Genomic DNA, 18,107 nt, shown 5'->3' with positions numbered 1-18,107 from the left:
CGGGTGCGTATAATGCCGCCCATCCCGCAAGCCAATGGACGCTGTCATGACCACTGTACGTACCCGTATCGCGCCGTCGCCGACCGGTGACCCGCATGTGGGCACCGCCTACATCGCGCTGTTCAATCTCTGCTTCGCCCGCCAGCACGGCGGTCAGTTCATTCTGCGCATCGAGGATACCGATCGCCAGCGCTCCACCGCGGAATCCGAGCAGATGATCCTCGATTCCCTGCGCTGGCTGGGGCTCGACTGGGATGAAGGGCCGGACGTGGGCGGACCGCACGGCCCCTATCGCCAGAGCGAGCGCGGGGATATCTACGCCGAGTATGCCCGTCAGCTGATCGAGACCGGACATGCCTTCCGCTGTTACCGGACCAGCGAGGAGCTCGACGAGTTGCGCGAGACGCGCAAGGCCCAGGGGCTGCATCTGGCGCTCAAGCCGGAGGATCTGGCCCTGCCCGAGGCCGAGCTGCGTCGGCGCGAGGCGGAAGGCTGGCCCCACGTGGTGCGCATGAAGGTGCCGGCGGAAGGCACCTGTGTGGTCAATGACATGCTGCGCGGCGACATCGAGGTGGACTGGGCCCAGGTCGATGCCCAGATCCTGCTCAAGTCCGATGGCATGCCCACCTATCACCTGGCCAATGTCGTCGATGATCACCTCATGGGCATCACTCATGTGCTGCGCGGCGAGGAATGGATCAACTCGGCACCCAAGCACAAGCTGCTCTACGAGTACTTCGGCTGGGACATGCCGGTGCTGTGCCACATGCCGCTGCTGCGCAATCCCGACAAGTCGAAGCTCTCCAAGCGCAAGAACCCGACGTCGATCAACTACTATCGGCGGATGGGCTTCCTGCCGCAGGCGGTGACCAACTACCTGGGGCGCATGGGCTGGTCGATGCCGGACGATCGCGAGAAGTTCACGCTCGACGAGATGATGGCGCACTTCGACATCCAGCGCGTATCGCTGGGCGGCCCGGTCTTCGACCTGCAGAAGCTGACCTGGCTCAACGGCGTCTACATCCGCGAGGATCTCGACGACGCGGCGCTGCTGGCGGCGCTGCGCGAGTGGGCCTTCAACGAGCGCTATGTCGGTCAGATCCTGCCGCAGGTGCGCCCGCGTATCGAGACGCTGTCCGACGTGGCGCCGCTGGCCGGCCATTTCTTCGCCGGGGTGCCGCCTCTCGACGAGCAGAGCTTTGCCGACATCAAGCTCGAGCGCGAAACCCTGCTCAAGCTGCTGCAGTTCCTGGTCTGGCGGCTCGAAGGGGTGACCCGTTGGGAAAAGGAAAGCCTGCTGGCCGAGATCAAGTCGCTCAGCGGCGCCTTCGATCTCAAGATGAAGGCCTTTCTGGCCCCGGTGTTCGTCGCCATCACCGGCTCGGCGACCTCGACCTCGGTGATGGATGCCATGGCGATTCTCGGCTCCGACATGACCCGTGCGCGCCTGCGCCATGCCATCGCCGTGCTGGGCGGTGTGTCCAAGAAGCAGGCCAAGCGCTTCGAGAAGGAGTACCGGGATCTGTGACCGGACGGGCGGCTTCGCGCGAGCCGGGGCGGATGCCCCGGCTCGCGCCTTGGCCCGTGAAATTCGCCGTTGACGAAGGGCTCAGGAATCAGTACTATACGCCTCGTTCTCACGGGCAACGCCGATACGGGGCCTTAGCTCAGCTGGGAGAGCGCGACACTGGCAGTGTCGAGGTCACCGGTTCGATCCCGGTAGGCTCCACCAGGCTTGCACGTTGTGAATCTGCTTGAAAGCTTCTCTGCGTCCCATTCGTCTAGTGGTCCAGGACACCGCCCTTTCACGGCGGTAACAGGGGTTCGAACCCCCTATGGGACGCCACTTTTCCCCGGCTGTTTCCTCCCCAATCTCTGCCTGACTGCCTCACCGGCAGCAAGCTTTGCCGACTGTGTCGCGACCCTGCTGGGCCTGCTGGCGGTACTTCGCGTATTGACTTTTCCCCACGGCTGTTCGCTGGCGCGCCGCTTGTGCACAAGTCGGCGCAGGTTTCGTGCTTCCGCACATCTCTTTCGTAAAAATTAATTAAATCAACAACTTGCGGTTGGTCAAAAATTGACCGATTTGTTGCCAGGCCGCTTGTCATGGCGATTCCGCGACCTTTTCGAAAGCTTATGAACAGGGTTGTCCACAGAATGTGTGGAAAAGGGCGGGCAGGCCCGATCCGGCGGGATCGGGCCTGTTCGATCAGTCGTGCTGCAGGTGCTTGAACGGGACGGCGGTGCTCCGGCGGCCTTCGTCCATGGCCCGGGCATCGCCGCAGAACGGCTCCGCCAGCGCCGCCACCGGGAGGCGGGCTGTCGTTTCAGCTGCCGCCATGCTCGTCGGTCCAGCGGCGAGCTGTCTCGAGGGGCGGTTGTGGACACGCATCGTGATGCCGGTGCGGGCCGGATGGCCGGCCATCGGGGGGGGGCGGGCCGATCAAGGCGGTGGTGCGAATTGGCCGGCTCGTGTGGGAAAGGCTCGCCGGGATGGCGGCCGGACCCGGAATATCATGGGGCAGTCGGGAACGAAAAAGGCCGCCTTGCGGCGGCCTCGGGGCGTTCCTGCTTACCTGTCGGTCGGGTAGTCGCGCTTGGCGTAGCCGGTATAGAGCTGGCGCGGACGCCCGATGCGGTAGCCGTTGCTGATCATCTCGTTCCAGTGCGAGATCCAGCCGATGGTGCGGGCAACGGCGAAGATGACCGTGAACATGTTGGTCGGGATGCCGATCGCCTTGAGGATGATGCCGGAGTAGAAGTCGACATTGGGATAGAGCTTGCGTTCGATGAAGTACTCGTCCTCCAGGGCGATCTGCTCGAGACGCTTGGCGATCTTCAGCTGGGGGTCGTCGGCCAGGCCGAGTTCGCCCAGCACCTCGTCGCAGGTCTCCTTCATGACCTTGGCGCGCGGGTCGAAGTTGCGGTAGACGCGGTGGCCGAAGCCCATCAGGCGGAACGGGTCGTCCTTGTCCTTGGCGCGGTCGACGTAGCGCTGGATGTTCTCCTCGGACTCGTCGCCGATCTCGTCGAGCATGTTGAGCACGGCTTCGTTGGCGCCGCCGTGGGCCGGCCCCCACAGCGCGGCGATGCCGGCACTGATGCAGGCGAACGGGTTGGCGCCGGTGGAGCCGGCCAGGCGGACCGTGGAGGTCGAGGCGTTCTGCTCGTGGTCGGCGTGGAGCATGAAGATGCGATCCATGGCCTTGGCGAACACCGGGTTGATCTTGTACTCCTCGCAGGGGTTGCCGAACATCATGTAGAGGAAGTTTTCGGCGTAGCTGAGGTCGTTGCGAGGGTAGTTGAAGGGCTGGCCGATGTTGTACTTGTGACACATCGCCGCCAGCGTGGGCATCTTGGCGATCAGGCGGACGGCGCTGACCAGGCGCTCGTCCTCCTTGGTGATGTCCAGGTTGTCATGGTAGAAGGCCGCCAGGCCGCCGACCACGCCGCACAGGATGGCCATGGGGTGGGCGTCGCGCCGGAAGCCCTTGAAGAAGTTGGCGAGCTGTTCATGGACCATCGTGTGATTGCGAATGGTCTTCTCGAAGTCGCTGTACTGCTTCTCGGTGGGCAGCTCGCCGAACAGCAGCAGGTAGCACAGTTCCACATGGTTGGAATTCTGGGCCAGCTGGTCGATGGGATAGCCGCGGTGCAGCAGCATGCCCTTGGCGCCATCGATGTAGGTGATGGCGGACTCGGTGGCGGCGGTGGCGACGAAACCCGGGTCGTAGGTGAAGAGGCCTTCGGCGGTAAGACCACGGACATCGATGACGTCGGGTCCGACAGTGCCCGAGTAGACCGGTAGGTCGAGGGGCTTCTCCAGCCCGTCCACTGTCAACTGCGCTTTCCTGTCAGCCATGATGGCCTCCTCTTTTTTTCCAATACCTAACGTAACTCGTTGTCTCGCCAGCAAACGGACATCTAAAGGTTCGCCCACTATAGAAGTGTCCCGAGTATTGTCAATTGATCGATGGTGGACGATGCGGCGATGCAGCACAGGCCGGGGCGGCCTGCTGGGCGTGCTCGGGACGGGCGTCATGCTGTCGGGCAGCAAGGTTACCTTGTTACCAAGGGTAACACCAAGGCGGCGATTTGGCGGTAACGATTTGTCATGCCAGTGGCCAATCCCTATAATCTTTGTCGCGCGACTGGCGGGAAGCGGTGACTGGTACACCTGACTTGGCCAACCATCGCTCTTCCTCAAACCACCGCCCGCTCGACCGAGCCCTATCGGAATCCTGGAGCGGGCCAAGAGAGTGTGTAGAGAGCCGTGAATAGCAAAAGACCCGTAAACCTCGACCTTTCCACGATAACGTTTCCACTCCCAGCCCTGACCTCCATTGCTCACCGCATCACCGGCGTCATCCTGTTCGTTGGCCTGATCTTCGTCTTCTGGGCACTCGACGCGTCGCTGTCTTCGCCTGAAGGCTTCGAGGCCGTCCGGGGCGCCCTCGAGCACAACTTCCTGGCCAAGCTCGTGGCCTGGGGCCTGCTCTCGGCGCTGGCCTATCACTTCGTCGCAGGCATCAAGCACCTGCTGATGGATGCCGGCTATGGCGTCGATCTCGAAAACGCCTACAAGAAGTCGCAAGTCACCGTGGTGGCGAGCGCCGTGCTCGTCGTACTGGCAGGAGTCTGGGTATGGTAACCAATATCACCAATTTCGGTCGCAGCGGCCTGTCGGACTGGCTGATCCAGCGGGTCTCGGCAGTCATCCTGGCGCTTTACGCGGTCTTCATGGTCGGCTATCTGCTGTTCCATCCCGGCCTGGACTACACCACCTGGAACGGCCTGTTCGCGCAGACCTGGATGCGCATCTTCTCCCTGCTGGCCTTCGTCTCGCTGGCGGCTCACGCCTGGATCGGGCTGTGGACCGTGGTCACCGACTACATCAAGCCGACCGGCGTCCGTTTCACCGTCCAAATCGCCATCATCCTCGCCATCTTCATCTTTCTGGTGTGGGGCGTACAAGTCTTGTGGGGAGCCTGATCCATGTCCAATCTGCGTAGCCTGACGTTCGACGCCATCATCATCGGCGGTGGTGGTTCCGGCCTGCGTGCCGCCCTCGAGCTGGCCAAGTCCGGCAAGAAGACCGCGGTGATCACCAAGGTCTTCCCGACCCGTTCGCACACGGTGTCCGCCCAGGGCGGCATCACCTGTGCCATCGCCTCCGCGGACCCCAACGACGACTGGCGCTGGCACATGTACGACACCGTCAAGGGCGGTGACTACATCACCGATCAGGACGCCGCCGAGTACATGTGCTCCGAGGGGCCGAAGGCGGTCTTCGAGCTCGAGCACATGGGCCTGCCGTTCTCGCGCTTCGACAACGGCCGCATCTACCAGCGCCCGTTCGGCGGCCAGTCCAAGGATTTCGGCAAGGGCGGCCAGGCGGCCCGCACCTGTGCCGCGGCCGACCGTACCGGTCATGCCCTGCTGCACACGCTGTACCAGAACAACCTGAAGAACAACACCGTGTTCCTCAACGAGTGGTACGCGGTGGATCTGGTCAAGAACGCCAGCGGCGACGTGGTCGGCTGTATCGCCCTGTGCATCGAGACCGGTGAAGTGGTGCACATCAAGTCCAAGGCCACCGTGCTGGCGACCGGCGGTTCCGGCCGTATCTATTCTTCCACCACCAACGCCCTGATCAATACCGGCGACGGTATCGGCATGGCCCTGCGCGCCGGCTTCTCCGTGCAGGACATGGAGATGTGGCAGTTCCACCCGACCGGTATCTACGGCGCCGGCGTGCTGGTGACCGAAGGCTGTCGCGGCGAGGGTGGCTACCTGATCAACAAGGACGGCGAGCGCTTCATGGAGCGCTATGCGCCGAACGCCAAGGACCTGGCCGGTCGCGACGTGGTCGCCCGCTCCATGGTCATGGAAATCCTCGAGGGCCGCGGCTGCGGCGAGAACGGCGATCACGTGCTGCTCAAGCTCGACCATCTGGGCGAGGAGGTCCTCAGCAAGCGCCTGCCGGGTATCGTCGAGCTGGCCAAGACCTTTGCGCATGTCGATCCGGTCAAGGAGCCGATCCCGGTCGTGCCGACCTGCCACTACATGATGGGCGGCCTGGCGACCAACGTGAACGGCCAGGTGATTGTCCAGGACGGCGACGGCAACGACAGCGTCGTCAACGGCCTGTTCGCCTGCGGCGAAGCGGCCTGCGTCTCGGTCCACGGCGCCAACCGCCTGGGCGGCAACTCGCTGCTCGACCTGGTGGTGTTCGGTCGTGCCGCCGGCATGTTCATCGAGAGCGCCCTGAACGAAGGGGTCGAGTATCTGGATGCGGCCGAGGCCGACGTCGAGCAGGCGCTGTCGCGTCTGAATCGCTGGAACGAGTCGAGCGGCGGCGAATCGGTGCCGGAGCTGCGCGCCGAGCTGCAGGAAACCATGCAGACGTCGTTCGGCGTGTTCCGCCAGGAAGACCACATGCAGGAGGGCGTCAAGAAGGTGGCCGAGCTGCGCGAGCGCATCGCCAATGCCCACCTGGGCGACAAGTCCAACGCCTTCAACACCGCCCGCATCGAGGCGCTGGAGCTCGACAACCTGCTCGAGGTGGCCGAGGCGACCGCCATCTCGGCGCTGGAGCGCAAGGAGAGCCGCGGTGCGCATTCCCGCTACGACTACCCGGACCGCGACGACGTCAACTGGCTGAAGCACTCCATGTACTTCCCGGTCGAGAAGAAGCTGGGCAAGCGTGACGTGAACTTCCAGCCCAAGACCCTCGACACCTTCGAGCCGAAAGTCCGGACTTACTAAGGGGAGCTCCGATGTCCATGCTTCAGGTATCCATATACCGCTACAACCCGGAAACCGACTCCGCGCCGTACATGCAGGAGTTCCAGGTGGACACTCAGGGCCGCAACCTGATGGTCCTGAACGTTCTCGAGATGATCAAGCAGCAGGACAGCTCGATGGCCTATCGGCGCAGCTGTCGCGAGGGCGTCTGCGGGTCCGACGGGATGAACATGAACGGCACCAACGGCCTTGCCTGCATCACCGCGCTGTCGGATGTGGTCAAGAACGACAAGCTGGTGCTGCGCCCGCTGCCGGGCCTCCCGGTCATTCGTGACCTGGTCGTCGACATGGGGATCTTCTACAAGCAGTACGAGCGCATCCAGCCGTACCTGCAGAACGACGCCACCCCGCCGGCCATCGAGCGCCTGCAGTCACCGGAGGATCGCGACAAGCTCGACGGTCTCTACGAGTGCATCCTGTGTGCCTGCTGCTCGACCTCCTGCCCGTCGTTCTGGTGGAATCCGGACAAGTTCGTCGGGCCGGCCGGCCTGCTGCAGGCCTACCGCTTCCTGGCGGATTCCCGCGATACCGCGACTCGCGAGCGTCTGTCCGAGCTCGAGGATCCGTTCAGCGTGTTCCGTTGCCGCGGCATCATGAATTGCGTGGCGGTGTGTCCCAAGGGGCTGAACCCCACCCGCGCGATCGGCAAGATTCGCGAGCTTTTGCTGGCGAACGCCACTTAAACCGGGGTTCATGGCTTGTTATCATTACCCCCTGTTCCCGGGCGCGGCAATGTGTCGCGGCTGGGAGCCGGTCCAGGCGTCAAGAGCCGGTGTCAGGGGCACCGGCTCTTGACGATCAAAGCCGCCGAAACTCTTGGACGACACTCGTTCACGCAGAGCGGGTCCAGTCAGTGCAAGTCTCGCTCTCGTTAGAGCAAAGAGTGACGCCGGAGCCCAAGCGCAACTCCGGCGCCGACACCACCCCATCAGTGCAGGGTGACCGAAAGATGCAAGAAGGCATAATGGAGTTGATGTGGCGCACCTCCCATGTGAGCGGCGGCAACGCTCACTATGTGGAAGCGCTGTACGAGCAGTACCTCGTCGATCCCAACGCAGTCCCGGACGAATGGCGTAACTACTTCGACACGTTACCCCGGCCGGAAGGCAGCCCCTCTCACGATATTCCCCTCAGCCCGATCCGCGATCAGTTCTACCAGCTGGCCCAGCAGCGCCGCAACGGTGCCGCCGCTCCGGCCACCGAAAGCGGCGAGAGCAAGAAGCAGGTCAAGGTCCTTCAGCTGATCAATGCCTATCGCTTCCGCGGCCACCAGAAGGCCGACATCGATCCGCTCGATCTGCGCAACCCGGTACCGGTGCCCGACCTCGACCTGGCCTTCCACCAGCTGTCCCGGGCGGACATGGACACCGAGTTCCAGACCGGCTCGCTGTTCCTGGGCAAGGACAAGGCGCCGCTCAAGGAAATCGTCGACGCGCTGGAGCAGACCTACTGCCGGAGCATCGGCTGCGAGTTCATGCACATCGTGGATACTGAGGAGAAGCGCTGGCTGCAGCAACGCTTCGAATCGGTACGCTCCGCGCCCCGCTTCAGCGACGAGGTGCGCCGGCATGTGCTGGAGCGGCTCACCGCGGCGGAAGGGCTCGAAAGCTATCTGGCGTCCAAGTACCCGGGCACCAAGCGCTTCGGCCTGGAGGGCGGCGAGACCTTCATCCCGATGATGGACGAGCTCATCCAGCGCTCCGGCGGCTACGGCACCAAGGAAGTGGTCATCGGCATGGCCCACCGCGGCCGCCTCAACCTGCTGGTCAACATCCTCGGCAAGAGCCCGTCCGAGCTGATCGACGAGTTCGACGGCAAGAAGGTGATCGAGAAGGGCTCGGGCGACGTCAAGTACCACCAGGGCTTCAGCTCCAACGTCATGACGCCGGGCGGCGAGGTTCACCTGGCACTGGCCTTCAACCCGTCGCATCTGGAGATCGTCTCGCCGGTGGTGGAGGGCTCCGTGCGGGCCCGTCAGGATCGCCGCGAGGATGCCAAGGGCGACAAGGTGCTGCCGATCAACGTCCACGGCGATGCGGCCTTTGCCGGGCAGGGCGTGGTCATGGAAACCTTCCAGATGTCGCAGACCCGCGGTTACCGGACCGGCGGCACGCTGCACATCGTGATCAACAACCAGGTCGGCTTCACCACCTCGAACCCGCAGGACACGCGCTCCACCGAGTACTGCACCGACATCGCCAAGATGGTTCAGGCGCCGATCTTCCACGTCAACGGCGATGACGCCGACGCGGTGATCCACGCCGCCCAAGTGGCGCTCGACTATCGTCAGCAGTTCCACAAGGACGTCGTCATCGACCTGGTCTGCTACCGGCGCCGGGGCCACAACGAGGCCGACGAGCCGTCCGGCACCCAGCCGATGATGTACCAGAAGATCAAGTCGCATAAGACCTCGCGCGCCCTGTACGCCGAGCGCCTGATCGCGGAAGGGCTGATCAGCGAGGAGCAGGCCAAGGAGCGCGTCGAGACCTACCGCAACGATCTGGCGGCCGGCAACCATGTGGCCAATGCCCTGGTCAAGGAGCCCAACACCGAGCTGTTCGTCGACTGGTCGCCCTACCTGGGCCACGAGTGGACCGGGGCCGCGGATACCTCCTTCGACATGAAGCGCATGCAGCAGCTGGCCGCGCGGATGTGCGAGATTCCCGACGGGGTCCAGGTCCAGCGCCAGGTCAGCAAGATCTACGAGGATCGACGCAAGATGCTCGCCGGCGGCATGGCGCTCAACTGGGGCTTCGCCGAGACGCTGGCCTACGCCACCCTGCTCGATCAGGGGCACCCGATCCGCCTGACCGGCCAGGACTCCGGGCGCGGTACCTTCTCGCACCGCCATGCGGTGGTGCACAACCAGAAGGACGGCAGCACCTACGTCCCGCTCGAGCATATCCGCGACGGCCAGCCGCGCTTCACCATCCACGACTCCTTCCTGTCCGAGGAAGCGGTGCTGGCGTTCGAGTACGGCTACGCCACCACCATGCCCAATGCGCTGATCATCTGGGAAGCGCAGTTCGGCGACTTCTTCAACGGCGCCCAGGTGGTGGTCGACCAGTTCATCTCCTCGGGCGAGTCCAAGTGGGGCCGGCTGTGCGGGCTGACCCTGCTGCTGCCGCACGGCTATGAAGGCCAGGGGCCGGAGCACTCCTCGGCGCGGCTCGAACGCTTCCTGCAGCTGTGCGCCGAGCACAACATGCAGGTCTGCGTGCCGACCACGCCCGCCCAGATCTTCCATCTGCTGCGCCGCCAGGTGATTCGCCCGCTGCGCAAGCCGCTGGTGATCATGTCACCGAAGAGCCTGCTGCGTCACAAGGAGGCGACCTCGAGCCTGGACGAGCTGGCCAACGGCGGCTTCAACATGGTGCTGCCGGATCAGGGCAAGCTGGACCCCGAGAAGGTCAAGCGCGTGGTGCTGTGTGCCGGCAAGGTCTACTACGATCTCGCCGCCTACCGGACCGAGAACGAGCGCGACGACACGGCCATCGTGCGCGTCGAGCAGCTTTATCCCTTCCCCAAGGAAGAGCTCTACGAGGCCCTCAAGGCCTTCACCAACCTCGAGCAGGTGGTGTGGTGTCAGGAGGAGCCGCTCAACCAGGGGGCCTGGTACCAGAGTCAGCACCACATGCGTGTCGTGGCCGACATGCTGGTGGACGGCCTGGGTCGCGGCCTCAAGTTTGCCGGTCGTCCCGCATCGGCTGCACCGGCCGCCGGCTACATGTCCGTGCACGTGGAACAGCAGCGCCAACTGGTGGATGACGCCTTCAACGCCTGAGGCGTCGCGACCGACGAGAGAGAACACACTAAGGAAACGAAATGGCTACCGAGATCAAAGCGCCCAGTTTTCCGGAATCCGTCGCCGAGGGGACGGTTGCCGCCTGGCACAAGAAGCCCGGCGATAGCGTCGAGCGCGACGAGCTGATCGTCGAGATCGAGACCGACAAGGTCGTCCTCGAGGTCGTGGCGCCGGAGGCGGGCACGCTGTCGGACATCAAGGTCGAGGAAGGCGAGACCTGCGAATCCGAGCAGGTGCTGGGCATGCTGGGGGCGGCCGACGCCGCGGCCGGTCAGGAGAAGACGGCGGCCAAGAGCGACGACGCCCAGCCGGCCGAGAAGGATCAGGCAGCCAAGGCCGAGGCGCCGTCCGCGTCCGGCAAGCAGCATGAGGTCAAGGCACCGTCCTTCCCCGAATCCGTGCAGGAAGGTACCGTGGCGACCTGGCACAAGAAGGTCGGCGAAGCGGCCAAGCGCGATGACGTGCTGGCGGACATCGAGACCGACAAGGTCGTCCTCGAGGTCGTAGCGCCGGCCGACGGCGCGCTGGTCGAGATCAAGGCCGAGGAGGGCGAGCAGGTCACCTCCGAGCAGCTGCTGGCCGTGTTCGCCGAGGGTGCCGGTGGTGACGCCGGCGGGGCGAGCGAGTCCAGCGGCAGCGAGTCCAGCGAGTCCGCCGGCGACGAGAAGGTCGGCGACAAGATCCTCGCCCCGGCCGCGCGCAAGCTGGTGGCCGAGAACGACCTCGACGTCAGCAAGATCGAGGGGACCGGCAAGGGCGGCCGCGTCCTCAAGGAAGACGTCCAGAAGGCCATCAAGGCCGGCTCGGCGAAGAAGTCCGCTGCCCCGGCCGCGCAGGGCAGCGTTGCCAAGGCCGCCGCCGCACCGGCCCCGGCCGTCGAGGGCGAGCGCCCCGAGAAGCGCGTGCCGATGAGCCGCCTGCGACAGACCATCGCCAAGCGCCTGGTCCAGGCCCAGCAGACCGCCGCCATGCTCACCACCTACAACGAGGTGGACATGAGTGCGGTGATGGCACTGCGTGCCCAGTACAAGGAGACCTTCCAGAAGGCTCACGACACCAAGCTCGGTTTCATGGGCTTCTTCGTCAAGGCGGCCACCGAGGCGCTCAAGCGCTTCCCCGATGTCAACGCCTCCATCGACGGTACCGACATCGTCTACCATGGCTACCAGGACATCGGCGTGGCCGTGTCTACCGACCGCGGTCTGGTCGTGCCGGTACTGCGTGATACCGACAGCATGAAGCTGGCGGACGTCGAGAAGACCATCGTCGACTTCGGCAAGCGGGCCCGTGACGGCAAGCTTGGCATCGATGAAATGCAGGGCGGCACCTTCACCATCACCAACGGCGGCATCTTCGGTTCACTGATGTCGACGCCGATCCTCAATCCGCCGCAGACGGCGATCCTGGGCATGCACAAGATTCAGGAGCGCCCCATGGCCGTCAACGGCAAGGTCGAGATCCGGCCGATGATGTATCTGGCCGTGTCCTACGATCACCGCATGATCGATGGCAAGGATGCGGTGCAGTTCCTGGTCACGATCAAGGAGCTGCTCGAGGATCCGGCACGCCTGCTGCTGGACGTTTGATTCGCCGCCAAGCCAACTAGATCGAACAGGATAGATTCATGGCCGATAAATACGATGTGATCGTCATTGGCGCGGGCCCCGGGGGCTACGTGTCCGCCATCCGTGCCGCCCAGCTGGGCCTGAAGACCGCGTGTGTCGAGAAGTGGGTCAGCAAGGAAGGCAAGACCGTGCACGGCGGCACCTGCCTGAACGTCGGGTGCATCCCGTCCAAGGCGCTGCTGGAAGCCTCGCACAAGTTCGTAGAAGCCCAGCACGACTTCGGCGATCTGGGCATCGAGACCGGCGACGTCAAGATGGACGTCAAGAAGATGATGGCCCGCAAGGACAAGATCGTCACCAACCTGACCGGCGGCATCTCCGGGCTTTTCAAGGCCAACGGCGTCACCGCCCTGGAAGGGACCGGCAAGGTGCTTTCCAACAGCAAGGTCGAAGTGACCGGCAACGACGGTGAAAAGGCCACCTACGAGGCGGACAACATCGTTATCGCCACCGGTTCCGTGCCGGTCGAGATTCCGCCGGCGCCGCTGACCGAAGGGCTGATCGTCGACTCCACCGGCGCGCTGGAGTTCCAGGAAGCGCCCAAGCGACTGGGCGTCATCGGTGCCGGTGTCATCGGTCTCGAGCTGGGCAGCGTGTGGAATCGTCTGGGCAGCGAAGTGACCATGCTCGAGGCGATGGACACCTTCCTGCCGATGGTCGACCAGAGCATCGCCAAGGAAACCCAGAAGCTGCTCAAGAAGCAGGGCCTCGACATCAAGATGGGTGCCCGTGTGACCGGTACCGAGGTCAAGGGCGAGGAAGTCGTCGTCAAGTACACCGACAGCGAGGGCGAGCAGGAACAGACTTTCGACAAGGTCATCGTCTGTGTCGGTCGTCGCCCGTACACCCAGGGCGTGCTGGATGACGACAGCGGTGTCACGCTCGATGAGCGCGGCTTCATCTTCGTCGACGACCATTGCCGGACCAGCGTGCCGGGCGTCTACGCGATCGGCGACGCGGTGCGTGGCCAGATGCTGGCGCACAAGGCCTCCGAGGAGGGCGTGATGGTGGCCGACATCATCGCCGGCCACAAGGCGGAGATGAACTACGACGCCATCCCCTGCGTCATCTATACCGCCCCGGAAGTTGCCTGGGTGGGCATGACCGAGCAGCAGGCCAAGGCCGAAGGCATCGAGGTCAAGACCGGGAGCTTCCCGTTCGCGGCCAGCGGCCGCGCGATGGCCAACAACGCCACCGAAGGCTCGGCCAAGATCATCGCCGATGCCGAGACCGACCGCGTGCTGGGCGTGCACATCGTCGGCCAGCATGCCGGCGAGCTGATCGCCCAGGGCGTGATCGCCATGGAATTCGGCTCCAGCGCCGAGGACCTCGCGCTGACCTGCTTTGCGCACCCGACGCTCTCCGAAGCGGTTCACGAGGCGGCACTGGCGGTGGACGGCCACGCCATCCACGTGGCCAACCGCAAGAAGCGCAAGTAACGATCGCCGCTGTAAACCCGCGCCCTCGCTCGAGGGCGCTTCGTCCGTTCGCGGGCGAACAGGGGTGACGCGGCCGGGCTGATTATCAGTCCGAGGCCGCGTCATCATTCGAGTCACATGCAACCAATGGCATGACACGATGAACCTTCACGAATATCAGAGCAAACAGCTGTTTGCCGACTATGGTCTGCCGGTGTCCAAGGGCTTTGCCGTGGACACCCCCGAGGAAGCCGCCGAGGCCTGCAAGAAGATCGGTGGCGACAAGTGGGTCGTCAAGGCCCAGGTCCACGCTGGTGGCCGTGGCAAGGCCGGCGGCGTCAAGCTGGTCGAGAGCCCGGACGAGGCCAAGGCCTTCGCCGAGCAGTGGCTGGGCAAGAACCTGGTGACCTTCCAGACTGACGAGAAGGGTCAGCCGGTCGCCAAGATCCTGGTCGAGAACTGCACCGATATCGCCAACGAGCTGTACCTGGGTGCCGTGGTCGACCGTGGCACGCGCCGCGTCGTGTTCATGGCGTCCACCGAAGGTGGTGTCGAGATCGAGAAGGTCGCCGAGGAAACCCCCGAGAAGATCCTCAAGGCCGAGATCGATCCGCTGGTCGGCGCGCAGCCGTACCAGGCGCGTGAGCTGGCCTTCCAGCTGGGCCTCGAGGGGGCTCAGGTCAAGCAGTTCACCAAGATCTTCCTGGGCCTGTCCAAGCTGTTCCACGACAAGGATCTGGCGCTGCTCGAGATCAACCCGCTGGTGATCACCGACGAAGGCAACCTGCACTGCCTCGACGCCAAGATCAATCTGGACGGCAACGCCCTGTACCGCCACCCGGACCTGCAGGCGATGCGTGACCCGTCCCAGGAGGACGAGCGCGAAGCTCACGCCCAGCAGTGGGAACTCAACTACGTGGCGCTCGACGGCAACATCGGCTGCATGGTCAACGGCGCCGGTCTGGCCATGGGCACCATGGACATCATCAAGCTCAACGGCGGCCAGCCGGCCAACTTCCTGGACGTCGGCGGCGGCGCGACCAAGGAGCGTGTGGCCGAAGCCTTCAAGATCATCCTCTCCGATGACTCCGTGAAGGCCGTTCTGGTCAACATCTTCGGTGGTATCGTGCGCTGCGACATGATCGCCGAGGGCATCATCGGTGCCGTCGAGCAGGTCGGCGTCAACGTGCCGGTCGTGGTGCGCCTGGAAGGTAACAATGCCGAGCTGGGGGCCGAGAAACTGGCGTCCAGCGGTCTGAACATCATCGCTGCTACCAGCCTGACCGATGCGGCCCAGCAGGTCGTCAAAGCAGCGGAGGGCAAGTAATGAGTATCCTGATCGACAAGAACACCAAGGTCATCTGCCAGGGCTTCACCGGTGGCCAGGGGACCTTCCACTCCGAACAGGCGATCGCCTACGGCACCCAGATGGTCGGCGGCGTGACCCCGGGCAAGGGCGGCCAGGAGCACCTGGGTCTGCCGGTGTTCAACACTGTCAAGGAAGCGGTCAAGGAGACCGACGCCGAGGCATCCGTCATCTACGTGCCGGCCCCGTTCTGCAAGGACTCGATCCTTGAAGCCGCCAACGCCGGCATCAAGCTGATCGTGTGCATCACCGAGGGCATCCCGACCCTCGACATGCTCGACGTCAAGGTCAAGTGCGACGAGCTGGGCGTACGCCTGATCGGCCCGAACTGCCCGGGCGTCATCACGCCGGGCGAGAGTAAGATCGGCATCATGCCGGGCCACATCCACAAGCCGGGCAAGGTCGGCATCGTGTCGCGTTCCGGCACCCTGACCTATGAAGCGGTCAAGCAGACCACTGACCACGGCTTCGGCCAGTCCACCTGCGTGGGCATCGGTGGCGACCCGATTCCGGGCTCCACCTTCATCGACATCCTCGAGATGTTCGAGAAGGATCCGCAGACCGAGGCGATCGTCATGATCGGCGAGATCGGCGGTACCGCCGAGGAAGAAGCGGCGGCCTACATCAAGAAGCATGTCTCCAAGCCGGTCGTTTCCTACATCGCCGGTGTCACCGCGCCTCCGGGCAAGCGCATGGGCCACGCCGGTGCCATCATCGCCGGCGGCAAGGGCACCGCGGACGAGAAGTTCGCGGCGCTGGAAGCGGCGGGCGTCAAGACCGTGCGCTCTCTGGCCGAGATCGGTGATGCCCTGAAGGAAGCGACCGGCTGGTAAAAGCCGTCTGCTCCTGCATCGCCAGGCGATCGAAAGGGCACCCCGCGGGGTGCCCTTTTTGTTGGTGCATCGTGCCTGGACTGAAAGGCATGGCACACCGTGCGGTCGATCCCGCGTCAGCCGGCCAGCGAATCGAATTGCCCGGTATCGATGCCCGTCAGCACGACCGACAGATCATCGCCATCGGCGTTCTGCGCGCTGAGCGAGTCGGGGACCGAGCGGGCGTCACCGTAGGCCTTGTAGGCGAAACGCCAGGTCTCGCCGGGTTGCAGCACCTGATGCTCGTCGTCATGGACCCGGTAGTCGTCGCCATCCTGCGCGACGTCGCCGTTCCAGACGACGGCGATGTCATCGGCCATGGTGAAATGGAGCTCGGGGGTGTCGATGGCCTCGTCGGAACGGTTCTCGACAAAGATTTCCGCCACGTAGCCGTCAGACCAGGCGCTGGTCACGTCGCCGTTGAGGCGCAGGTCGGTACCGCTGGTGTCGCCGTCGAGCGGGGCATCGTCATGATCGAGTATGTCGGTGACGGAGGGCACCGCGGCAGCGCTTCCCTGAACGCTGTCCCGGGAGGCCACATCGAGGTGCGTGCCGTCGGCGAAGATGAGCTGCTCGACATGCTCGAGGGTATCCGTGCCGCCCTTGCCGGTGACGTGCACCGTGTCGCCGTCGAAATCGAGCGTATAGGCGTCGCGGTTCGCCATGTAGAGCACGGTGTCGTAGCCGTCACCGCCGTCGATACGATCGTTGCCGTCGTACCAGTCATCGCCCGGGCCACCCTGCAGGATGTCGTCGCCGTCGCCGCCGATCAGGGTATCGTGGCCCAGTCCGCCGTCGAGATAGACGCCGTCGTCGGAGCCCTCGATATGATCGTCACGCCGCGACCCGACCACGTATTCGAAGCGGACCTGATTGGCGTCGGCGTCGGTAATGGCACCGAAGCTCTCGCCGCCGCCGTTGATCCACAATGACGGCGAGAGGGCATCGGCATCGGGATTGCGGATCGACTGTTCGACATGGATGTGATTGTCGTGGTCGCGTCCGCCGTGAAAGTTGATGTCCCGGTCGGTGGATTCCACGCGAATCTCGTTGCCGACCGAGGAGCGCCAGGAGGCAAACACCAGTCCGTGGCGCATGCCGCTGTCGATGAGTCCGGTAAAGTCGCCGTCGTAGCTCTCGTGCAGCTCGAAGCCGTAGCCGTTGCCGCCGCCTCCCTTGTTGAAGCTGCCGTGGGCTTCGAGGTTGTCGACGTCGCTGTCGAGCGCCCGGGAAAAGCGGAAGGCGGTCGACGGCCCGTTGACGACCCGAATGTCATCGACGCTGGCGTTGACCGTGCCGTCCAGCAGCACGGCGTGATAGTCGCTCAGCGAGTCGAGTGTGTTGTGGAACTTGCCGGCATCGGGCGTGCCCAGCTCGAAGGCGAGGGTGAACCCCTCCAGCGACACGTCATTGACCGTGTCGATGCGCTCGACATGGGTCTCGCCGCCGTCCAGGTCGAAGTGAACGCCGCGATCGAGGGTCACCTCCCGGCCGTCGACGGACTCGACGCGCGCCATGCTGGTACGAAGCTCGGCGTACTTGACCTTGCGCCATGAGGTATCGCCGATCTCGTCGAAGAAGGCGTCGTCGTTGTCCTGCCAGAGGCGTACGGTATCCCCGGCAGAGAGGTCGTCGGGAGCCTTTTCCAGGCGTATTTGCCGGTCTCCCTCGTCGGCGTGCGAGTCGAGGGTGCCGACGTCATGGCCATAGCCGCCGTACAGCCGGATGGCAAAGTCGTCGTTGTGGTCCAGCGCCTCGTCGGAGAAGGTGAGCGTGGTACGTTCGGCGCCGGCGCCGACCAGCGAGATATCGGAACGCCGGATGGTGATCGCATCATCGAAGTGGTAATCCCCGGCCGCAAATCGCAGTGTTGCCCCACTGGGAGCGTCCTCGATCCGGGCTTCAAGCTCGTGGGCGGAGATACCGGACTCGATATCGATGGTGCTGCTCATGCAATGTCTCCAATCAGCAATGTCGGGCTTCCCGGCAGAGTCCGTTGCCATTGAAGCTGTCAGAGTCTCCTGGTTGTTATGGCGACAGGTCCGGGTGAGACACTGCGTACCGGTATTTTTCCTTTTCCCCGGCAACCCTGTCTGTTCGTGGAGCACGAGGCGAGGGATGGTAGCCAGTTGCTGGCGGGCTGGAAAGAGGGTGAGTAAATATTAATAATTTTTTAATATATTGTTTGTCGAGTCTGTTTTGGTGAAGATCTCA

General features: G+C 64.1%; 13 protein-coding genes and 2 tRNA genes. 12 read left to right on the top strand and 3 right to left on the bottom strand.

What is annotated here, in order from left to right; all coding sequences use genetic code 11:
• Positions 1-46: 46 nt before the first annotated feature.
• The 3 genes from gltX to KGQ91_RS15925 all read left to right on the top strand — a co-directional run bounded on the left by gltX (position 47) and on the right by KGQ91_RS15925 (position 1,846).
• Positions 47-1,528 carry a glutamate--tRNA ligase gene (gene gltX / locus KGQ91_RS15935; protein ID WP_163648377.1) on the top strand — a complete coding sequence of 494 codons (1,482 nt, stop codon included), beginning with the start codon at positions 47-49 and terminating at the stop codon, positions 1,526-1,528.
• A gap of 128 nt (positions 1,529-1,656) precedes the next feature.
• Positions 1,657-1,732, top strand: a tRNA-Ala gene (locus KGQ91_RS15930).
• Positions 1,733-1,770: 38 nt separating this feature from the next.
• A tRNA-Glu gene (locus tag KGQ91_RS15925) sits at positions 1,771-1,846 on the top strand.
• Positions 1,847-2,209: 363 nt separating this feature from the next.
• Here KGQ91_RS15925 and KGQ91_RS16765 read toward each other — a convergent pair.
• Together KGQ91_RS16765 and gltA are read right to left on the bottom strand one after the other, a co-directional pair.
• Entirely contained in the window at positions 2,210-2,341 is a 132-nt protein-coding gene (locus KGQ91_RS16765; protein ID WP_263479124.1) for a hypothetical protein, read from the bottom strand.
• Positions 2,342-2,572: 231 nt separating this feature from the next.
• Entirely contained in the window at positions 2,573-3,862 is a 1,290-nt protein-coding gene (gene gltA / locus KGQ91_RS15920; protein ID WP_163648378.1) for a citrate synthase, read from the bottom strand.
• A 411-nt stretch (positions 3,863-4,273) separates the two neighbouring features.
• On the opposite strand from gltA, the gene sdhC reads away from it, so the two are divergent.
• The 9 genes from sdhC to sucD all read left to right on the top strand — a co-directional run bounded on the left by sdhC (position 4,274) and on the right by sucD (position 15,854).
• Positions 4,274-4,651 (top strand): succinate dehydrogenase, cytochrome b556 subunit, encoded by a 378-nt coding sequence (gene sdhC, locus KGQ91_RS15915; RefSeq protein ID WP_163648379.1) that lies wholly within the window; start codon positions 4,274-4,276, stop codon positions 4,649-4,651.
• Positions 4,645-4,992, top strand: coding sequence for a succinate dehydrogenase, hydrophobic membrane anchor protein (sdhD, locus tag KGQ91_RS15910; protein WP_163648380.1), 348 nt, complete (start codon positions 4,645-4,647; stop codon positions 4,990-4,992). The genes sdhC and sdhD overlap by 7 nt, the downstream gene beginning before the upstream one ends.
• Before the next feature lie 3 nt (positions 4,993-4,995).
• Positions 4,996-6,768 carry a succinate dehydrogenase flavoprotein subunit gene (sdhA, locus tag KGQ91_RS15905; protein ID WP_163648381.1) on the top strand — a complete coding sequence of 591 codons (1,773 nt, stop codon included), beginning with the start codon at positions 4,996-4,998 and terminating at the stop codon, positions 6,766-6,768.
• Positions 6,769-6,779: 11 nt separating this feature from the next.
• Positions 6,780-7,490: a succinate dehydrogenase iron-sulfur subunit gene (locus KGQ91_RS15900; protein WP_224414364.1), complete on the top strand. Its 711-nt coding sequence runs from the start codon at positions 6,780-6,782 to the stop codon at positions 7,488-7,490.
• A gap of 266 nt (positions 7,491-7,756) precedes the next feature.
• Positions 7,757-10,591, top strand: coding sequence for a 2-oxoglutarate dehydrogenase E1 component (locus KGQ91_RS15895; RefSeq protein WP_224414365.1), 2,835 nt, complete (start codon positions 7,757-7,759; stop codon positions 10,589-10,591).
• Positions 10,592-10,632: 41 nt separating this feature from the next.
• Positions 10,633-12,198: a 2-oxoglutarate dehydrogenase complex dihydrolipoyllysine-residue succinyltransferase gene (odhB, locus tag KGQ91_RS15890; protein ID WP_163648384.1), complete on the top strand. Its 1,566-nt coding sequence runs from the start codon at positions 10,633-10,635 to the stop codon at positions 12,196-12,198.
• Between the two features lie 38 nt (positions 12,199-12,236).
• Positions 12,237-13,676 (top strand): dihydrolipoyl dehydrogenase, encoded by a 1,440-nt coding sequence (gene lpdA, locus KGQ91_RS15885; protein ID WP_224414366.1) that lies wholly within the window; start codon positions 12,237-12,239, stop codon positions 13,674-13,676.
• Positions 13,677-13,815: 139 nt separating this feature from the next.
• The gene (gene sucC, locus KGQ91_RS15880; RefSeq protein WP_224414367.1) at positions 13,816-14,982 is read left to right on the top strand and encodes an ADP-forming succinate--CoA ligase subunit beta; all 1,167 of its coding nucleotides are present in this window, start codon (positions 13,816-13,818) and stop codon (positions 14,980-14,982) included.
• Positions 14,982-15,854, top strand: coding sequence for a succinate--CoA ligase subunit alpha (gene sucD, locus KGQ91_RS15875; protein ID WP_224421486.1), 873 nt, complete (start codon positions 14,982-14,984; stop codon positions 15,852-15,854). Before sucC ends, sucD begins: the two co-directional genes overlap by 1 nt.
• A gap of 116 nt (positions 15,855-15,970) precedes the next feature.
• On the opposite strand, the gene KGQ91_RS15870 is transcribed toward sucD, so the two are convergent.
• A complete protein-coding gene (locus KGQ91_RS15870; protein ID WP_224421485.1) occupies positions 15,971-17,845 on the bottom strand; it encodes a cellulose binding domain-containing protein in 1,875 nt (624 codons plus the stop codon).
• Positions 17,846-18,107: the final 262 nt, after the last annotated feature.

Origin of the sequence: Modicisalibacter tunisiensis, from assembly GCF_020148005.1 — a bacterium.
GTDB classification, from domain to species: Bacteria; Pseudomonadota; Gammaproteobacteria; order Pseudomonadales; family Halomonadaceae; genus Modicisalibacter; species Modicisalibacter tunisiensis.
Note: the sequence above shows the minus strand (reverse complement) of the source record. Positions and strands in the feature narration are given on the sequence as shown.